13 protein-coding genes are annotated in these 16043 nt (G+C 71.0%); 7 read left to right on the top strand and 6 right to left on the bottom strand.

The genetic code is table 11. The features are described from left to right. Positions 1-57: 57 nt before the first annotated feature. Positions 58-852 (top strand): zinc-binding metallopeptidase family protein, encoded by a 795-nt coding sequence (locus IOE58_RS04610; RefSeq protein ID WP_250646990.1) that lies wholly within the window; start codon positions 58-60, stop codon positions 850-852. 54 nt (positions 853-906) lie between these two features. On the opposite strand, the gene IOE58_RS04605 is transcribed toward IOE58_RS04610, so the two are convergent. The 3 genes from IOE58_RS04605 to IOE58_RS04595 all read right to left on the bottom strand — a co-directional run bounded on the left by IOE58_RS04605 (position 907) and on the right by IOE58_RS04595 (position 4024). Then, positions 907-1845, bottom strand: a complete 939-nt coding sequence (locus tag IOE58_RS04605) for a lysylphosphatidylglycerol synthase domain-containing protein (RefSeq protein ID WP_193865245.1) — start codon at positions 1843-1845, stop codon at positions 907-909. Continuing rightward, positions 1845-2678, bottom strand: coding sequence for a glycosyltransferase (locus IOE58_RS04600; RefSeq protein ID WP_228018933.1), 834 nt, complete (start codon positions 2676-2678; stop codon positions 1845-1847). The genes IOE58_RS04605 and IOE58_RS04600 overlap by 1 nt, the downstream gene beginning before the upstream one ends. A gap of 266 nt (positions 2679-2944) precedes the next feature. Further along, positions 2945-4024 (bottom strand): glycosyltransferase family 2 protein, encoded by a 1080-nt coding sequence (locus tag IOE58_RS04595; RefSeq protein ID WP_193865244.1) that lies wholly within the window; start codon positions 4022-4024, stop codon positions 2945-2947. A gap of 212 nt (positions 4025-4236) precedes the next feature. Between IOE58_RS04595 and IOE58_RS04590 the strand changes: the two genes are divergently transcribed. Beyond that, complete coding sequence (locus IOE58_RS04590; protein ID WP_193865243.1) at positions 4237-5727, top strand: hypothetical protein; 1491 nt, start codon at positions 4237-4239, stop codon at positions 5725-5727. Here the strand turns inward: IOE58_RS04590 and IOE58_RS04585 are convergent. Both IOE58_RS04585 and IOE58_RS04580 read right to left on the bottom strand, forming a co-directional pair. Further along, positions 5660-7411, bottom strand: a complete 1752-nt coding sequence (locus IOE58_RS04585; protein WP_193865242.1) for a hypothetical protein — start codon at positions 7409-7411, stop codon at positions 5660-5662. The two genes, IOE58_RS04590 and IOE58_RS04585, sit on opposite strands and share 68 nt — an antisense overlap. Before the next feature lie 257 nt (positions 7412-7668). Continuing rightward, positions 7669-7887, bottom strand: a complete 219-nt coding sequence (locus tag IOE58_RS04580) for a hypothetical protein (protein WP_193865241.1) — start codon at positions 7885-7887, stop codon at positions 7669-7671. Positions 7888-8051: 164 nt separating this feature from the next. Between IOE58_RS04580 and IOE58_RS04575 the strand changes: the two genes are divergently transcribed. Continuing rightward, positions 8052-9380 (top strand): UDP-glucose dehydrogenase family protein, encoded by a 1329-nt coding sequence (locus IOE58_RS04575; protein WP_193865240.1) that lies wholly within the window; start codon positions 8052-8054, stop codon positions 9378-9380. Positions 9381-9477: 97 nt separating this feature from the next. Continuing rightward, complete coding sequence (locus IOE58_RS04570) at positions 9478-10800, top strand: M18 family aminopeptidase (protein ID WP_193865239.1); 1323 nt, start codon at positions 9478-9480, stop codon at positions 10798-10800. A gap of 260 nt (positions 10801-11060) precedes the next feature. Here IOE58_RS04570 and IOE58_RS04565 read toward each other — a convergent pair whose 3' ends face one another. After that, positions 11061-12347 (bottom strand): glutamyl-tRNA reductase, encoded by a 1287-nt coding sequence (locus tag IOE58_RS04565; protein WP_193865238.1) that lies wholly within the window; start codon positions 12345-12347, stop codon positions 11061-11063. Between the two features lie 81 nt (positions 12348-12428). On the opposite strand from IOE58_RS04565, the gene hemE reads away from it, so the two are divergent. The 3 genes from hemE to hemQ all read left to right on the top strand — a co-directional run bounded on the left by hemE (position 12429) and on the right by hemQ (position 15962). Continuing rightward, a complete protein-coding gene (gene hemE / locus IOE58_RS04560) occupies positions 12429-13697 on the top strand; it encodes a uroporphyrinogen decarboxylase (protein ID WP_228018931.1) in 1269 nt (422 codons plus the stop codon). Beyond that, a complete protein-coding gene (locus tag IOE58_RS04555; RefSeq protein ID WP_193865237.1) occupies positions 13694-15223 on the top strand; it encodes a protoporphyrinogen/coproporphyrinogen oxidase in 1530 nt (509 codons plus the stop codon). Before hemE ends, IOE58_RS04555 begins: the two co-directional genes overlap by 4 nt. An 88-nt stretch (positions 15224-15311) precedes the next feature. After that, on the top strand, positions 15312-15962 hold the full coding sequence (hemQ, locus tag IOE58_RS04550; protein ID WP_348981868.1) for a hydrogen peroxide-dependent heme synthase: 651 nt from the start codon (positions 15312-15314) through the stop codon (positions 15960-15962). Positions 15963-16043: the final 81 nt, after the last annotated feature.

The following is a 16043-nucleotide window of genomic DNA, read 5'->3' as shown; positions in this document are numbered from 1 at the left end:
ACGGGGGGTCCGCTGCTGAACTCGTGGCTGGGCCGCGAGCTGCGGCTGGCCGGGCAGTTGGCCCTGCGCGACGGCACCACGGTGCTGGTGGACACCCCGCCCCTGCTGCGGGACCGAGGTCATGTCCCGACCGTCGTCCCCCAGCTTGCCGTCCATCTGGATCGCGGGGTCAATGCCGAGGGACTGAAGCCGGATCCGCAGCGGAACATGCAGCCGATCCTGGGGATCGGCCCGGCGGACGTGCTGGAGGTCCTGGCTGAGCGGGCCGGTGAGCACGAGGGCCGGCGCATCGGGGTGGACGAGATCGTCGGCTTCGACGTGGTGACCATGGATGCGCAGGAGCCGGCCCTGCTCGGTGCGAGCGAGGAGTTCCTGGCCTCCGCGCGCCTGGACAACCTCTCCTCCGTCCACGCGGAGGTGCAGGCCCTGATCACCGTGGCCTCCACTCGCCGCGACACGGACGCCCCCATCGCCCTGATGGTCGCCAACGACCACGAGGAGGTGGGCTCCGCCACCCGCTCCGGCGCGGGCGGTCCCTTCCTGGAGGATGTGCCGGTGCGCATGCACGAGGCCGTCGGCGGAACCGACTCCACGCGCCGACGCGCCTTCGCGGGCTCGATGGTGCTCTCGGTCTATGCCGGGCACGCCGCCCACCCCAACTACCCCGAGCGGCACGATCCAGTGACCCGGCCACGCCTGGGCGGGGGCCCGATGCTGAGGATCAACGCCCAGCAGCGGTACGCCACCGACGCGGTGGGGATCGCCGCGTTCGTCCAGGCCTGCGAGGAGGCCAGCGTGCCCCACCAGCACTTCGTGTCCAACAACGCGATGCCCAGGTCGACATGGTCCTGAGCCAGCGCTGAGAGCGCCATCGTCCACGCGGCTGCTCGGCCGCCGTTCTGCGGCTCACGCCCCTGTCGAGCGCCGGCGCCTCATCCGACGGCCGAGAACCAGCCCGAGCATGCCGAGGGCCACATCAGCGATGGTCAGCACCAGTCGCGACAGGATGACGACGACGAGCACTCCCCCCGCGGCGAGGCTCCCTCCGAGGACGACCGCCAGGATCACCTCGCGCACGCCTGCCCCGGCCGGAACGAAGATCACGAGGAAGCCGACGCTCCATGCCATCGCGTACCCGCCGATGCACAGCAGCAACGTGGGAACATCCGGTGTCATCCCCACCCCGACCGCCAGTACCCAGACCTGCACGCCGGCTGCGATCCATGACGCCAGCGTCCATGCCAGTGCCTCACCGACCCCCCTCCAGGTCAGTGCAGTCTCCAGAGGGGGACGTCGAGTCAGCCGCAGGAGCATCCCGAGCAGGCGGTTCAGCACAGGGGGCATCAGCACCGCGACCACCACCGGCAGAGCGACGAAGGCCCAACCGAAGCGATCAGCGATCTCGCTGGGGGCGAACGGCACCACGGCAAGGGCCAGCAGCAGACCGCCGACGAGAGAGAGCAGCACCGCGACAGCCATCGCTGAGACGGAGCGACGACGAGGCCCATCGTGACCCGACCCGCCTTCGGCGGCCGCCACGATGTTCCACACCCCGCCTGGCACGTACTTGCCCAGCTGGGAGACGAGGAACACGGATGCTGTCGCGGACGGTGCCAATCGGGAGCCCAGGTCCGCGAGAACCGCCCTCCACGCCATCATCGTCAAGAGCACATAGATGAGGGACAGGACCAGGGCCGCTCCGACCGCCCAGGGCGCAGTCCGTCCCAGAGCATCCACCACCTCATCCCAGCGTGCAGCGATCGCCCAGATGGCCAGTCCGAGAGCCAGGAGAAGGAATCCTGCCCGAACCGGCGTGGAGCGCAGCACCTCCAGAATCCGCCCCATCAGCGCACCGCGCACAGTCTGGCCTCGAGATCGGCCACGACCTCGTGGGGCCGGAACCTGTCCCGAGCTCGCTCCGAGCGCTCGCGCGCGGAGTCGAGAGCGGAACTGTCGTTCGCCAGCGTCTGGAGCGCGGAAGCCATCGCGTCGTCGTCACCGGCTGGCACGAGCACCGCGGCATCAGCCAGGACCCTGCGCTGCGGTGCGGTATCGCTGGTGATGTCGACGCAGCGGGCGGCGATTCCCTGATAGACCTTGTTCGGCACGACATCGGCAGCCTTGGGGGTCGTGCCCGTGATGCCCAGGCAGACATCATGATCGGCCACGAGCGCCGGCAGGTCCGCCCCATCGACCCACGGGACCCACTGGACCTCATCGACGCCCTCGAGGATCCGGCGGCACTCAGCGTGGTCCTGCCCTGACCCGATCAACGTGGCGCGGAACGGCACATCACGGTCGTGGAGACGGCGCAGTGCCCGTGCGATCGTCGGCGTCCCCTGCAACGGAGTGAACAGGCCGAAGAACACGATCCGCAACGGGCCCTGAGAACGACGGCCATGGGCCACCTCGAACCATGCCTCGGGGGCGCCCACGGCTGCGATGACAGCACGCTCTTGCTGAACGGGGGTGAGGCGGGCTTGATGCTCTGCGGTGTCCCCAACGATCACGTCTGCCGCCCCGAGCGCGATCCGGTCAAGGAGCCGGAGAGCGCTCAGCAGGAGCGTTCCCTTCGCACCCCGATCCGATGCCGTCCCTGCGGCGAAGATCAGATGGTCCAGGACGATCGGGGTCCGGGGAAAGAGGAGGCGCGCCAGAAGAACGTCGAAGTGCCCCATGTACCCCACCATCACGGCGTCAGGAGCGGCTGCGCCTCGGAAACGCAGGCTGCCCAACGCGAGGCGTGTCCACCGATCGGCGAGGCGCGCGGCGAGAAGACCGGCTCGCCATGGCTTCTGAAGCATCTCGACCCGCTCAGCAGTGGAGAAGCCGAGCGGGCGGTTCAGGCGGGAGACCTGCCACCCGCGGTCCGCCATCCCCTCCAGGAGCACCCGGATGCGCGGATGGGCCGACTCGTCGAAGGTGCCGAAGCCGAGGAGCCGACTCACGCGTGGGGACCTCGACGCTCCTGCGGTGAGGCAGGTTCGAAGAAAGCCGTCTGCACAAGGGCCTCTCCGGCGGAGTGCGGATCGTAGGACGCGACGGGTGCCCCAGCGCGAGGCAGGGGTGCTGCGGCGAGAGCAGGATCTCCGTACTCGAGGCGCTTGAGACGTTCGAGTGACTCCTCGATGAGCGTGCGGTTGGTGCGCTGCAGGTCCGCGATGATCATGAGCACCAGGCTCATGAACGAGCACATCAGCAGGGTGGAGCCGAAGACGAGGGACTGGGTGTGGCCGCCGCCCTGGCCCTGCACGAAGAAGTACAGGAAGCGCACGAACGGGATGGCGCCCAGCACTCCCATCGCGATGGCGATCCACAGCAGCACCTGGTGCGGCTTGAACATCAGGTACGCGCGGACGATCGCGGACCCGGACTTCGCCATGTGCTGGAAGATGTTGTTGAACAGCCGCGACTCACGGGTCTTGGGGTTCGTGTCGATCGGGACCGACGCGATCCGCAGGCGCTTGTTGCCGGCCTGGATGATCGTCTCCATGCAGTAGGAGAACTGCGTGATGACGTTCAGGCGGAGCAGCGCGCCCTTGGAATAGGCGCGGAAGCCGGAGGCGGCGTCGGGCAGCTCGGTCTCCGCGGCGAGGTTCACCACATGCGAGCCGACCTGCTGCATGACCTTCTTGAACGGTGAGAAGTGCGCGATCTTCTTGGTCTGACGGTCGGCGATCGCGATGTCCGCCTCGCCTGCGATCACGGGGGCGACCAGGTCGGCGATGCGCTCCTGCTTGTACTGGTTGTCGCCGTCGGTGTTGACGACGATGTCGGCGCCGTGGGCGAGGGCGTAGTCGACCCCGTCGCGGAAGGAGCGCGCGAGTCCCATGTTCCTCGCATGTCGCACGATGTGCTTGACGCCGTGGGCCTGGGCGACCTCGATGGTGCGGTCGGTGGAGCCGTCATCGATGATGAGCACCTCGACGGAGTCGACGCCGGGCAGCTCCTTCGGGATCGTGTCGAGCACCATCGGGAGCGTCTGCTCCTCGTTCAGGCACGGGATCTGGACGAAGACCTTCATGGGGACATCACCTTGTCGTGGACGTGACCGGGCCCCGCGGACTCTTCCGCTGAAGGCCCCCGGCACTGCGCGGAACCGCGTCAGTGTATCCAGAACGACCTGGGACGAGCAGTTACGACGCTCACCCCGGCCGCGTGAGCCCGCGCACCAGCGGGGGTCGACGCCCGCCCCTCTAGGCTGGGCATGCCGCGTCCACGTCACGAGGAGCCTCCATGCGTCGCCCCAGCCCGCTCGATTTCGTCGTGACCTCGGGGATCGTGATCATGGTGCTCGCCGCGACCACGGCCCGCAGCCTCCTCACCCCGCTGTTCTCCTCGGGGGACGAGATGGCCCACTTCGATTACGCGGTGCAGGTGTGGCACGGGGACCTGCCGGTCTTCGAGGACGGTCTTCAGGTCGAGTTGCCGTGGGGCGTCCGCCCGCCCGTGCAGTGGACCTCCCAGCACCCGCCGTTGTTCTACGTGCTGCTCGCGCCGGTCGTCGGGCCGCTGTACGACTCAGGGAGTCCGTACCTCGCCGGCATGTCCGGTCGCATGGTCAACACCGTGATCGCCGCCGTGCTGTGCGCCGCCGTCATGTGGGCCGTGCGACCGCTCTGCGGGGGCCGCCGCTGGCTCCCGTGGATCGCGGGTCTCACCGCCGCCTCCTCTCCCTGGGTCATGGGCGTGGGCAGCGCGATCTACAACGACAACATGGCCGCCCTCGAGATCACGGTGGTGCTCGGTGCAGCCCTTCGGCTGATCACCCTGCCACGCGAGGGTACGGGCGTCTTCGCCACCCGGAGCGGCATGTGGTGGGTGCTCGGGATCGCCGCCGTGGCCGCTGCGTCCACCCGGTTCGCGCTGGTGCCGATCGTCGCCGTGGTGTTCGGCACGCTGGTGCTGCGGGGGCTCCTCGCGCCGGGCCCGCTCCCGCGCCGCTCATGGCTGCTGCGCCCCGTGCTCATCGGGATCGCGATGATCGCGGCGACGGGCTGGTTCTACCTGCGCAACGTGCGGCTGACGGGGACCGTCGCCGGCGGGCACCCCGATTGGGCGAAGGCGAACACGGGCCGCACCTCTCCCCCGGCGCCGCTCGAGGTGGCCGCGGATCCCGTCTACTGGTCGAAGCTGCTCGGGATCTTCTCTCCGGGGAATACCCCGGACGGCCTGACTCTCTGGGCTCTGCTCGCGGCTCCCGCCCTGCTCGGTGCGGTGCTCGCGACCGTGCTGGGCGCCGCCTCCCGCCGAGGGCGGAGCGCGCCGCACGGCTCCCGTACCCCGGGGGCGGCCGAGCGGCCCGTCGCCCTGGCGGGCGTGGCGATGCTGGCGGCCGTCTCCGGCCTCCTGATCACGATGCAGTTCGTGTACGTCTCCGCGGCGGCGGGGAACCTCTTCCCCCGCTATTCGCTGCCGATCCTCTCCGTGACCTGCTTGCTGATCGCCTGGGGCCTCGGCGGTCTTCGCCGGGCCGCGCCGCTCCTGGTGCTCGCGTGGTCCGCGACGGCCTGGTGGCAGATCGTCGTGTTCCTGCTCGGACGACCGCGCACCGCGGCCCGGGGCCAGGCCGAGCTCCGCCCAGACCTCGCGCTACCGCTGGTGGGCTTCGCGGTCGCGGCCGCCGTCGTGACCGTCGCCGCGGTGCTGATCGGGGTGGTCATGACGTCGCGACCGGCTCCAGGCGGCCCTGGGCGTCGAGCTCGTCGAGTAGCGGCCCCGGCATGACCCATGCGTGGTAGCCGTAACTCTCCACCCCGCTGATCATCCGCGCGCCCTTCGCACTGCCCTCGGGCCAGATGTCGCAGCCCAGGACGATCTGCGCCTGGGACGTGTTGCGATCCATGGTCACGTCCATCGTGGTGGGTGAGATCCAGTACGCGAGTTTGTTCTGGACGACGGCGTTGTTGCTGAGCCCGGGCGTGCAGAAGCGGTCGAAGTCGACCGTGAGCTCGCCGTCGTGCTCGGCCTCGAGGCGGTTGATCTCATCAGCCAGGACCGGGCGGCCGCCCTCGAGCTGCTGGAAGTGATCGGTGGCGCGCGTCGAGGCGATCGTGCCGACGCTCGCGAGGACCATGAGCACCGCGACGAGTACCTCGCCGCCGCGACGGCCCAGCCGACCCGCGCCCGTGAGCGCGGCGAGCAGCAGCAGGGCGGGGATGCTCGCGAGCAGCCAGAAGCGGTTCTCGTTGGTGAGGCTCGGCATGAGGCCCCACTGCCAGGTCTCGCTGGTCGCCGTCGGCAGCGTCGAGAACCAGGGCATAACGGCCGGGATATGCGCAGGTGTCACATAGCCCCACGTGGGGGCGTCCGGGGCGAGCCACAGGACGGTCACGCCAACGAGGCCCGCTGTGAGCACGAGCGCTGTGGCGAGCACGCGGCGCGACAGCCCCCGCACGACCGCGCCGAGGCCCAGTGCGACGAGCAGCGCGGTCACCGGGTCGAGGTAGCGCCCGTACAGCCAGGCGTCGAGCCGGCGCCAGGAGGCGAGGTAGAGGGCGGTCTCGTTGGACCACTGGCCGACGGACAGCACCACCACGCCGAGCAGCATCGCGCCGATCAGGCACACGGGGCCGATCGCGTGCTCTCGCCGCAGCTCACGCCACACGAGCACAAGCATGACGACGAGGCCCACGACGACCAGCCCGAGCGATCCGACCGTCTGCTCCCACGACTGGCCAATAACCACGCGCAGGATGATCGAGGGTCGTGAGCCGAGGAGGTTGCCCAGCAGCTTCTCGCCCTGGCTGAAGCCGCCGCCGAGATACTGGTTGAGCAGGCCGCCGGACCAGAAGGCTAGGTAGCCGATCGGGAGCAGCACGACGAGGCCCGCGAGCGAGGCCCTCCACGAGCGGATCGCCAGGCACAGCAGCCAGATCGCGCACGCGATGAGTAGCACCACTGCCCGAGAATGGGTCGAGGTGAGGACGGCCGCGGCGATCGCGAAGACGATCGCGCGCGGGACCGTGGGCTTCTCCCAGAGGCGCAGGGCCGCGAGGACCGTCCAGGCGAGGGCGAGGAAGAGCAGCTTCTCGCTGGTGACGTAACCGGTCTGGACGGTACGCGCGGGCATCGACATGACGAACGAGGCGACCACGACGGACTGCGGCGTGCTGAGGCCCACGCGGGTGATCGCGCGGGACAGCGGCCAGATCGTGACGATCGCGGCGATCACGCCGAGCCCGATCGCGACCCGGTAGGCGACGGCGGGGTTCGAGGTGAACCACCAGATCGGGGCCATGATCGCGCTCCACGCCGGGAAGTAGCCGGCGCCGCGAGGCGGGGTGGGCATGCCGGCGCCGGAGAGAAACTTCGAGTACTGCAGTAGCACAATCTCGTCGAAAGGGAACGAGGGGGTGCGGGCGCCCCAAGCGATGACAACGTGGAGCGTGAGGGCGAGCACCACGCTCACCACGGCGCCCCAGCGCCACAGTGGTCCGAGGCCGCGAGCGGCGCCCTCAACGGGGGCGCGGCGGGGATGCGGGTCCGATGCCGCTGTCGCTCCGGGGTCAGCGCTCACGGTCATCGGTTCTCACGGTCCTCAGTTCTCGGTGGCGATGGACCCTCGGGGCGATCGGTCCTCGAGGGCGGGGGACGCACCGGTGCTCGCGCGCCCGGTCCCCCACGGCAGGGCCCGAGCTTACCGGCGAACCGCCCGCGACCCGGCAATCAGCACCGCGCGGCGTACCGCTCGCGCACGAGCGCCGCGATGAGGTCCGCCTGCTGCAGGGAGCGCTCGCGCCCCTCGGGCAGATGCGCGTCGAGCTTCGCCTGGACCTCGCCGCGTTGCTCTTCGAGCTGCTCGAAGCGCTTCCAGAGGTAGCCCGGCTCGAGCTGGCAGCGGCCGATCAGGTGCCGCAGCTGCCGGGGGCCGAGCTCGCGGTCCACGAACAGGAGGTCCTGGCCCGGCAGCAGGTGCTCGTGGATGCGGGTGCGCTCGGGGAACGATCGACGATCCCGAGAACTCCACGTTCTTGAACAGCGTCGGCCGTGATCCGTCGCACCGGCTCCGTCCCGCGGCGACCCCCCGCGCACGGGTACGATCTGGTCCCATGCGAATCACGACCGTGGGATGCGGATACCTGGGCGCCGTCTACGCCGCCTCGATGGCCTCGATCGGGCACGAGGTCCTCGGCCTGGACGTCGACCAGAAGAAGATCGACGATCTGAAGAAGGGCATCGCCCCCTTCCACGAGCCCGGCTTCGAGAAGGTCCTCACCGAGGCCCTGGCGTCCGGCCGCCTGCGCTTCTCCACCGACTACGCCGACGCCGCGGACTACCAGGTCCACGTGATCTGCGTGGGCACCCCGCAGCAGATCAACGGCAGCGGGGCCGACCTCACCTACGTGCACGCCGCCGTCGATGCCCTCATCCCGCACCTGGACAAGTGCCCCGACGGCCGCAGCCTGCTGGTAGGCCGCTCCACCGTGCCGGTGGGCACCGCGCAGATCCTCGCGCAGAAGCTCAAGGACGCCGGGACGGACACCCTGCTGGCCTGGAACCCCGAGTTCCTCCGCGAGGGCTTCGCCGTCAAGGACACCCTGTACCCCGACCGCATCGTCTACGGCCTGCCGGACGCCGGGGCCGAGGCCGCCGAGGCCAAGGCCCTTCTGGACGAGGTCTACGAGCCGATGCTGAAGGCCGACACCCCACTGGTGACCGGCAACTATCCGACCGCCGAGCTGGTGAAGGTCTCCGCGAACTCCTTCCTGGCCACCAAGATCTCCTTCATCAACGCCGTCGCCGAGGTCTGCGAGGCCACCGGCGGCGACGTCTCCGTGATCGCCGAGGCGATCGGCCTGGACGACCGCATCGGCCCGAAGTTCCTGCGCGCCGGCGTCGGCTTCGGCGGCGGCTGCCTGCCCAAGGACATCCGTGCCTTCATGGCCCGCGCCGGCGAGCTCGGCGCCGGGGAGGCCCTGTCCTTCCTGCGCGAGGTCGACATGGTCAACAACCGTCGTCGCGACCACGTCGTTAACCTGTCCCGGGAGATGCTCGGCGGCAGCTTCACCGGTAAGAAGATCGCCGTGCTCGGCGCCGCCTTCAAGCCGGACTCCGACGACACCCGCCAGTCCCCCGCCCTGTCCGTCGCCTCGAAGCTCTCGGGCCGCGGCGCCGACGTCACCGTCACCGACCCGGCGGCCAACGAGCGCGTGAAGACCGAGCGCCCGAACCTGAAGGTCGCTAAGGACGCGTTCGAGGCCGCGAAGGACGCCGAGCTGGTCCTGCTGCTCACCGAGTGGGACGAGTTCAAGCAGCTCGATCCGGTCGCCCTGAAGGAGGTCGTCGCCGAGGCGCGCTTCATCGACGGCCGCAACGTGCTGAACCCCGCCGCCTGGCGCGAAGCCGGCTGGGACTACCGTTCCATGGGTCGTCCCTGATCCTCGGGCCTCGCCCGACGCCGACGCCGACGCGTCATCTCCGCCGCCCCGGTCATCTCCCCGGTGACCGGGGCGGCGGTCTGTTTGAATGAGGAACATGACTGCGCAGCGCACCGAGACCCTCACCTGCCCGGACGCCGAGGCCCGCGAGTTCATCGAGGACCTCGGCGCTTTCGTGACCGCCTCACCCTCTTCCTTCCATGCCGCCGCCGAGGCCGCGCGGCGCCTCGAGGAGGCGGGGTTCTCCCGCCTGGAGGAGACCGAGGACTGGGCGGGCGCGGAGTCCGTGACCGGCGCGCGCTACGTGGTGCGCGACGGCTCCGTGATCGCGTGGGTGACGCCGGGTGATGTGTCCGCCGCGACCCCGTGGCGGATCCTCGGCGCGCACACCGACTCGCCGGCCTTCAAGGTGAAGCCGAAGCCGTCGATCGGCGCTGAGGGCTTCGCCCAGGTCGGGGTCGAGGTGTACGGCGGCCCACTGCTGAACTCCTGGCTGGATCGCGACCTTCGCCTGGCTGGCCGTCTCGTGCTCGATGACGGCACCACCCATCTGGTCTCCACCCCGCCGGTGCTGCGCATCCCGCAGCTCGCGGTCCACCTGGACCGCGGCATCAACGCCGAGGGCTTGAAGCTCGACCCGCAGCGCCACATGCAGCCGGTCGCCGGCCTCGGCGAGGTCGACATCGTCGGCCTGCTCGCGCGCTGCGCCGGCGTCGATCCCGAGCGGATCCGCGGTATGGAGGTCGTCACCGTCGACACCCAGGAGCCCGCCATGATCGGCGCCGGGGAAGAGCTGTTCGCCTCCGCCCGCCTGGACAACCTGGCCTCGACCCACGGCGGGGTGCGCGCCATCATCGACGTCGCCGCCGCGGCCCTTCCGAGCGGGCCGATCGCCCTGTTCATCGCCAACGACCACGAGGAGGTCGGCTCCTCGACGCGGTCCGGCGCCGGCGGTCCGTTCCTCGAGGACATCCTGGTGCGCATGCACGCCGCACTCGGCGGGGACGACTCGTCGCGACGGCGCGCCAGCGCCTCCTCGATGGTGCTGTCCTGCGACACCGGCCATGCCGCCCACCCGAACTACCCCGAGCGCCACGATCCGGCGAACCGTCCGCGCCTGGGCGCCGGCCCGCTGCTGAAGATCAACGCACAGCAGCGCTATGCGACCGATGCCGTCGGCGCCGCGTCCTTCGCCGCCGCCTGTGCGCAGGCGGGTGTGCCGTTCCAGGAGTTCGTCTCCAACAACGCGATGCCCTGCGGATCCACCATCGGCCCGATTACGGCCACCCGCCTAGGGATCACCACCATCGACTGCGGCGTCGCCCTGCTGTCGATGCACTCCACCCGCGAGCTGTGCGCCGTGGTGGATCCGCTGATGCTGCAGAAGGCGTCGGTCGCCTTCCTCACGCCTCGCCACTGACCCCACACCGCCACACAGGAGGGCCGGCCCGACGACGTATCGGACCGGCCCTCACTGTCTCGAGGACAGCCTGCGAAACCGGGTGTTCGCCGCGTGCCCCTCAGCCCTGCTTCGACTGCTGGCCGCGGAGCTTCTTGCGGGCGATGGTCTCGATCCGGGCGACGACCGCGCGCACCTCGCCGACGACCTGCGCATCGGGGCCGTGCTCGAGCAAGGTCAGGAGCCGACGGGCGGCGTCGTTGACACGCTCGGGGGGCTGGTCATCGGTGCTCCTTCGGGGATGCCTCGGTCCGGTCATCGGCGGGGTGGCCCGCCGCCTTCTGCGAGGCTCTCACGTCCACGCCGAACAGGGTGTGGAACGCGGCGACATACTGTTCGGCCCGTCCGTTGACGGCGAGCTCCCGGGCGCGCACCGTCGGCGGGTGCAGCACCTTCGCGGCGATCCGCGTCAGGCCGCGCTCGAACTCCGCGGCGACCTCGTCGCCGAAGCGGCTGCGGATCCGGCCGACCTCGTCGTCGAGAGCACCGGAGACGCTGCCGCGCAGGTAGCTGATGGCCGGGTCGACGCTGCGTATGCGGCGCCGAGCGATGAAGCTGCGCACGCCCTCATCGAGGATGGCGCGGGCCTGCTGCTTCTGCCCGTCGTCGTCGATGTCGTGCGCCAGATCGGCGAGGCTGATGATCCGCACGTCCTCGCGTCCGCGCAGATCGGGGTGCAGATCCGAACGCAGGGCCAGGTCCAGGACGACCAGCGCGCGGGAGTCGCGCCCGGCGAGATGCTCAGGCCGTAACACCGCGTCGCCCTGGCCGGAGGCGGCCACGACGAGGTCGGCGTGGGCAACGGCCTCCGGGAGCATCCCCGTGGGCACCGCCTGCACCCGGTGGCTGCTGGCGAAGGCCTCGGCCCGACCCGTCCCGGAGTGGACACGGATGTCCCGGGTGCCGCGACGGCGCAGATCTGCGGTGATCACACGGGCATAGGAGCCGGTGCCGATCACGAGCACGGCGGCGTCGGCGATCCCGAGGTCCAGGACGTCGGCGGCGCGATCCAGGGCGACCGCCCCGCCGGTGCGGCCGACCGCACCGAGCCCGGTGGTGGAGGCGACCTGCTTGGCGTGACGCTGCCCGATCTGGAACAGGTCGTTGAGCATCGCGGTGGTGCGGCCGGCAGCGAGCGCCGAGCTGAAGGCGGTGCGAACCTGACCGGCGATCTCCGACTCGCCCACCACCCGGGAGCGCAGCCCGGCCATCACCTCGTACAGATGGGCGGCGGCTTCACTGTCCATGAGCGCGTCGACGTGGGAGGCGACCTCGTCGCGCTCCATCCCTGAGCACTGGGCGATCGCATCGACGGTGGCGGCGACGGCGTCGTGGAACCGTTCGGCGTCGAGGTAGATCTCCAGTCGGTTGCAGGTGGCGATCACCACAGTCCCGTGGATGCAGTCGACATGGGCCAGGAGGTCGTCGATCTGGTCGGCGCCGCGGGAGAGCGCGTCGAGCACCCCGAGGTCGAGGTGCTCATGGGAAGCGCGCACGGCCACAAGCATGCCGACGATCCTACGACTGATGTCACCTTGGCACCGCCCCCACAGCCACCTCTGTGACGAGTCGTGCACAATGGGGTCGCCATGACAGAAAACAGCACGTCAGAGGCCGTATTTAGCGACACGGCGTCATATCGCGATCGCGTCCGGTCCCACCTGCCACAAGACCATCCGCTGCAGCGCTCGAGCGCCGACTCCGGCACCGCCGAGGCACCCCTGCTGGCCCGTTACCGAGGGGTCAGCACCGACGCCCCGCCGAGTGTGTGGTTCATGCGCCAGGCCGGGCGGTCCCTGCCTGAGTACCGGAAGCTGCGCGAGGGCACCACGATGCTGGACTCGTGCCTGATCCCGGAGATGGCTGCGGAGATCACAGTGCAGCCCGTGCGCCGCCACCGCGTGGATGCGGGCATCTTCTTCTCCGACATCGTGGTGCCGATGCGCCTGGCCGGCCTCGAGGTGGAGATCAAGCCCGGAGTGGGCCCCGTCTTCGCCCGTCCCGTGCGCACCGAGACCGACGTCGATGCCCTGCCCGTGCTGGACGACTCCTTCGAGGAGGCCCTGGAGCCGATCCGTGAGGCCGTGCGCCTCACCGTCGCCGAGCTGGGATCCACTCCCCTGATCGGCTTCGCCGGCGCCCCCTTCACCGTGGCCTCCTACCTGGTCGAGGGGGCACCGAGCCGGGACCACCTGGCCGCACGAGCGCTGATGCGCTCGAAGCCGCAGGTGTGGGACCGCCTGGCCGCCTGGGTGGCCGAGGCCTCCGGTCGCTTCCTGCGCGCGCAGGTGCTGGCCGGCGCCTCCGCCGTCCAGCAGTTCGACTCCTGGGCCGGTTCGCTCTCCGAGCACACGTACCGCACCGGGGCCCTGCCCCATTCCCGCGCCCTGTTCGACCACGTCGCGGACCTGCCGGTGCCGCGCGTCCACTTCGGGGTGGGGGCCGCGCACCTGCTGGCCCCGATGCATGAGGCAGGCGCCACCGTGATGGGTGTGGACCACCGCATCACGCTCGCCGAGGCCGCCGCACATCTGCCTCCCGGCACCCCCCTGCAGGGGAACATCGACCCGGCCGTGCTGTTCACCTCGGAGCAGGTGCGCTTCGCCGAGGCCGATCGGGTGCTCGCCGACGGCGCCGCCGCGGCCGGTCACGTGGTGAACCTGGGCCATGGCGTCCCGCCGGAGACGGACCCGCAGGTGCTCACCGACCTGGTCGCCCACCTGCACGAGCAGCCCCCCGCCTCGGCTTCCTCGTCGGACGGCTCTTCGTCGTCGCAGGGCTTGTCCACGGCCGGTGCGCCCGCCCAGTCGGGCGCCGGCGGCGTCGAGGCTCCTGCCACCACCGGGGCCGCCGGATGAGCTCACCCGAGCGCACCGTCGTCGTCGGCGGCGGCATCGCGGGCCTGCTGGCCGCCCGGCGACACGCCCTCGCGGGCCGACGGGTGACCCTGCTGGAGGCCGAGCCCTCCACCGGCGGGGCGATCGCCGCCCGCACCGTCGGCGGGATCGACATCAACATCGGTGCGGAGGCCTGGTCGGTCGGCAGCGGCGCGGTCGAGGCGCTGATCGCGCAGCTGGGCCTGGCCGATCAGGTGGTCTCCCCCGTGACCGGTCGGGGCAGCCGCCTGGTCTCCGCCGCCGGCGTGCACATCGCGCCGCCCGGGGGCATGTTCGGCATCCCGGCCCGGCCCCTGTCCCCCGAGACCCGCAAGGTGCTGGGGACCACCGGGGCCCTTCGTGCCTGGGCCGAACGCCTCCTGCCGGCCTCCTGGGGGCTGCGTCCGGGCGTCACCCTCGGTGACTACGTGCGCTGCCGGATGGGCAGGCGCGTGGTGGATCGACTGGTCGCACCCCTCGTGGGCGGGGTGCACTCCGCTGATCCCTACTCCCTGGAGCTGGCCTCGACCCTGCCCCGCCTGCCCGACGCCGTGCGGGAGAACGGCTCCCTCGCCGCTGCGGTGCGGTCCCTGCGCCCGGCGACCTCCCGCTCCTCCCGTGGCGGGGCAGGCACGGCCGTGCAGGCCCTCACCCCCACCATGGCCGAGCTGCCCCGGGCGCTCGAGGCGCAGCTGCGCAGCCACGGCGGCGAGGTGCTCACCGGAACCCGCGCACTCGCCGTCGCACGCAAGGACGACGGCACCTGGCAGGTCACGGCGTTCGGCACGGACCGAGGCGCCAGCAGCAGTGGTGCAGCTACCAGTGGTGCAGCCACCAGTGGTGCCGACGGCACCGAGGTGCGCCTGGAGGCCGAGCACCTCGTGCTGGCCTGCCCGCCCGATGTCGCTGCGACCCTGCTGGAGCAGGCCCTGCCCACGCTGGCCCGTGCGATTCCCTCCGCGCCCGCGGTGCCGGTGCGATTGGTGGCCCTGGTGCTGGAGGCTCCCGCACTGGACTCCTCGCCCTCGGGCACCGGCGCCCTGGTGGCGGCCGGCACCCCCGGGGTGCGCGCCAAGGCCCTCACCCACGCCACCGCCAAGTGGGAGCACGTGCGCCGCGCGGCCGACGGCCTGCACGTGGTGCGTCTGAGCTACGGCCGTCCCGGGGAGGAGCTTCCCGAGGACGACTCCCACGGCCCTGACGGCACCGAGGGCACCATCGTCGACCTGGCCCTGGCCGATGCCTCCACGATCCTGCGCACCCCGCTGGACCGCTCCCAGTGGCGGGCCGCCCGCGTGATCACCTGGCAGCGTGCCATGCGCCGCCCCGGCCCCGGCCATCGCGAGGCCCTGGACGCGATCACCGAGCTGCTGGCCCAGGAGCCGAGCCTCGAGCTGGTGGGGGCCTGGCGGGCCGGCACCGGCATCGACGCGATCGTGCGGGCTGACGCCCGCGCCATGACCATCCCCGACCCATCCACCCACCGAGTCCAGGAGGACCGCCCATGACCACCCAGCACCCCCGCCCTCCCGCCCCGAGGGCCACGACAGCCCCGACAGCGCCGGCAAGGAGATCACCCGCTACACCTCCTACACCGTGTTCCGCCGCCTGGGCGGCTTGGCCGCCGAGGGTGCGGCCAGCCCCGAGCAGCTCACCACCGCCGTGGAGGAGACCATCTCCCTGATCGAGGCCGACGGCTGCGAGGTGCTCGGCTTCTACGACGTCTCCGGATTCCGCGCCGAGGACGACCTGATGCTGTGGTTGGCCGCGGAGGAGCCCGAGGCCCTGCAGGCCGGGCTGCGCACGCTGGAGAACTCCCTGGCGGGCACCCTGCTGCACCGCGAGTGGGCAGCCGTGGGCGTGCACCGCGCCGCCGAGTTCACCCGCTCCCACATCCCCTCGTTCATGACGAAGAACCGCGGTCGCAAGCAGTGGATCTGCGTGTACCCCTTCGTGCGCTCCTACGAGTGGTACCTGCTGCCGGAGGAGGAACGACGCCGCATGCTGATCGAGCACGGGAAACTGGGCCGCGACTTCCCGCAGGTCAACGCCAACACGGTGGCCTCCTTCGCCCTGGGCGACTACGAGTGGCTGCTGAGCTTCGAGGCCGATGACCTGCACGATCTGGTGGACATGATGCGGCACCTGCGCTACTCCGATGCCCGCCTGCACGTGCGCGAGGAGCTGCCGTTCCACACCGGCCGCCGCCTCGACTCCGCCGCCGACATCGCCGCCCTGCTGGCCTGACCCGTCATCGGCCCGGTGGCGACGCTCTGCCACCGGGCCTCCCCCGTCGGGCCCCGGCCCGACCCGCTCTGGAAGGACCCC

It is taken from the genome of Brachybacterium epidermidis, from assembly GCF_015209585.1.
In the GTDB taxonomy this organism is placed as follows: domain Bacteria; phylum Actinomycetota; class Actinomycetes; order Actinomycetales; family Dermabacteraceae; genus Brachybacterium; species Brachybacterium epidermidis.
The sequence above is the reverse complement of the archived record's forward strand: the minus strand, read 5'-3'. Positions and strand labels throughout refer to the sequence as shown.

What these genes read in the sequence shown, in the direction of transcription:
- IOE58_RS04605 (WP_193865245.1), bottom strand. Translation starts at nt 1,845, where the DNA reads ATGGGGCGGATTCTGGAGGTGCTGCGCTCCACGCCGGTTCGGGCAGGA.
- IOE58_RS04600 (WP_228018933.1), bottom strand. Translation starts at nt 2,678, where the DNA reads ATGGGGCACTTCGACGTTCTTCTGGCGCGCCTCCTCTTTCCCCGGACC.
- IOE58_RS04595 (WP_193865244.1), bottom strand. Translation starts at nt 4,024, where the DNA reads ATGAAGGTCTTCGTCCAGATCCCGTGCCTGAACGAGGAGCAGACGCTC.
- IOE58_RS04590 (WP_193865243.1), top strand. Translation starts at nt 4,237, where the DNA reads ATGCGTCGCCCCAGCCCGCTCGATTTCGTCGTGACCTCGGGGATCGTG.
- IOE58_RS04575 (WP_193865240.1), top strand. Translation starts at nt 8,052, where the DNA reads ATGCGAATCACGACCGTGGGATGCGGATACCTGGGCGCCGTCTACGCC.
- IOE58_RS04570 (WP_193865239.1), top strand. Translation starts at nt 9,478, where the DNA reads ATGACTGCGCAGCGCACCGAGACCCTCACCTGCCCGGACGCCGAGGCC.
- IOE58_RS04565 (WP_193865238.1), bottom strand. Translation starts at nt 12,347, where the DNA reads ATGCTTGTGGCCGTGCGCGCTTCCCATGAGCACCTCGACCTCGGGGTG.
- hemE (WP_228018931.1), top strand. Translation starts at nt 12,429, where the DNA reads ATGACAGAAAACAGCACGTCAGAGGCCGTATTTAGCGACACGGCGTCA.
- IOE58_RS04555 (WP_193865237.1), top strand. Translation starts at nt 13,694, where the DNA reads ATGAGCTCACCCGAGCGCACCGTCGTCGTCGGCGGCGGCATCGCGGGC.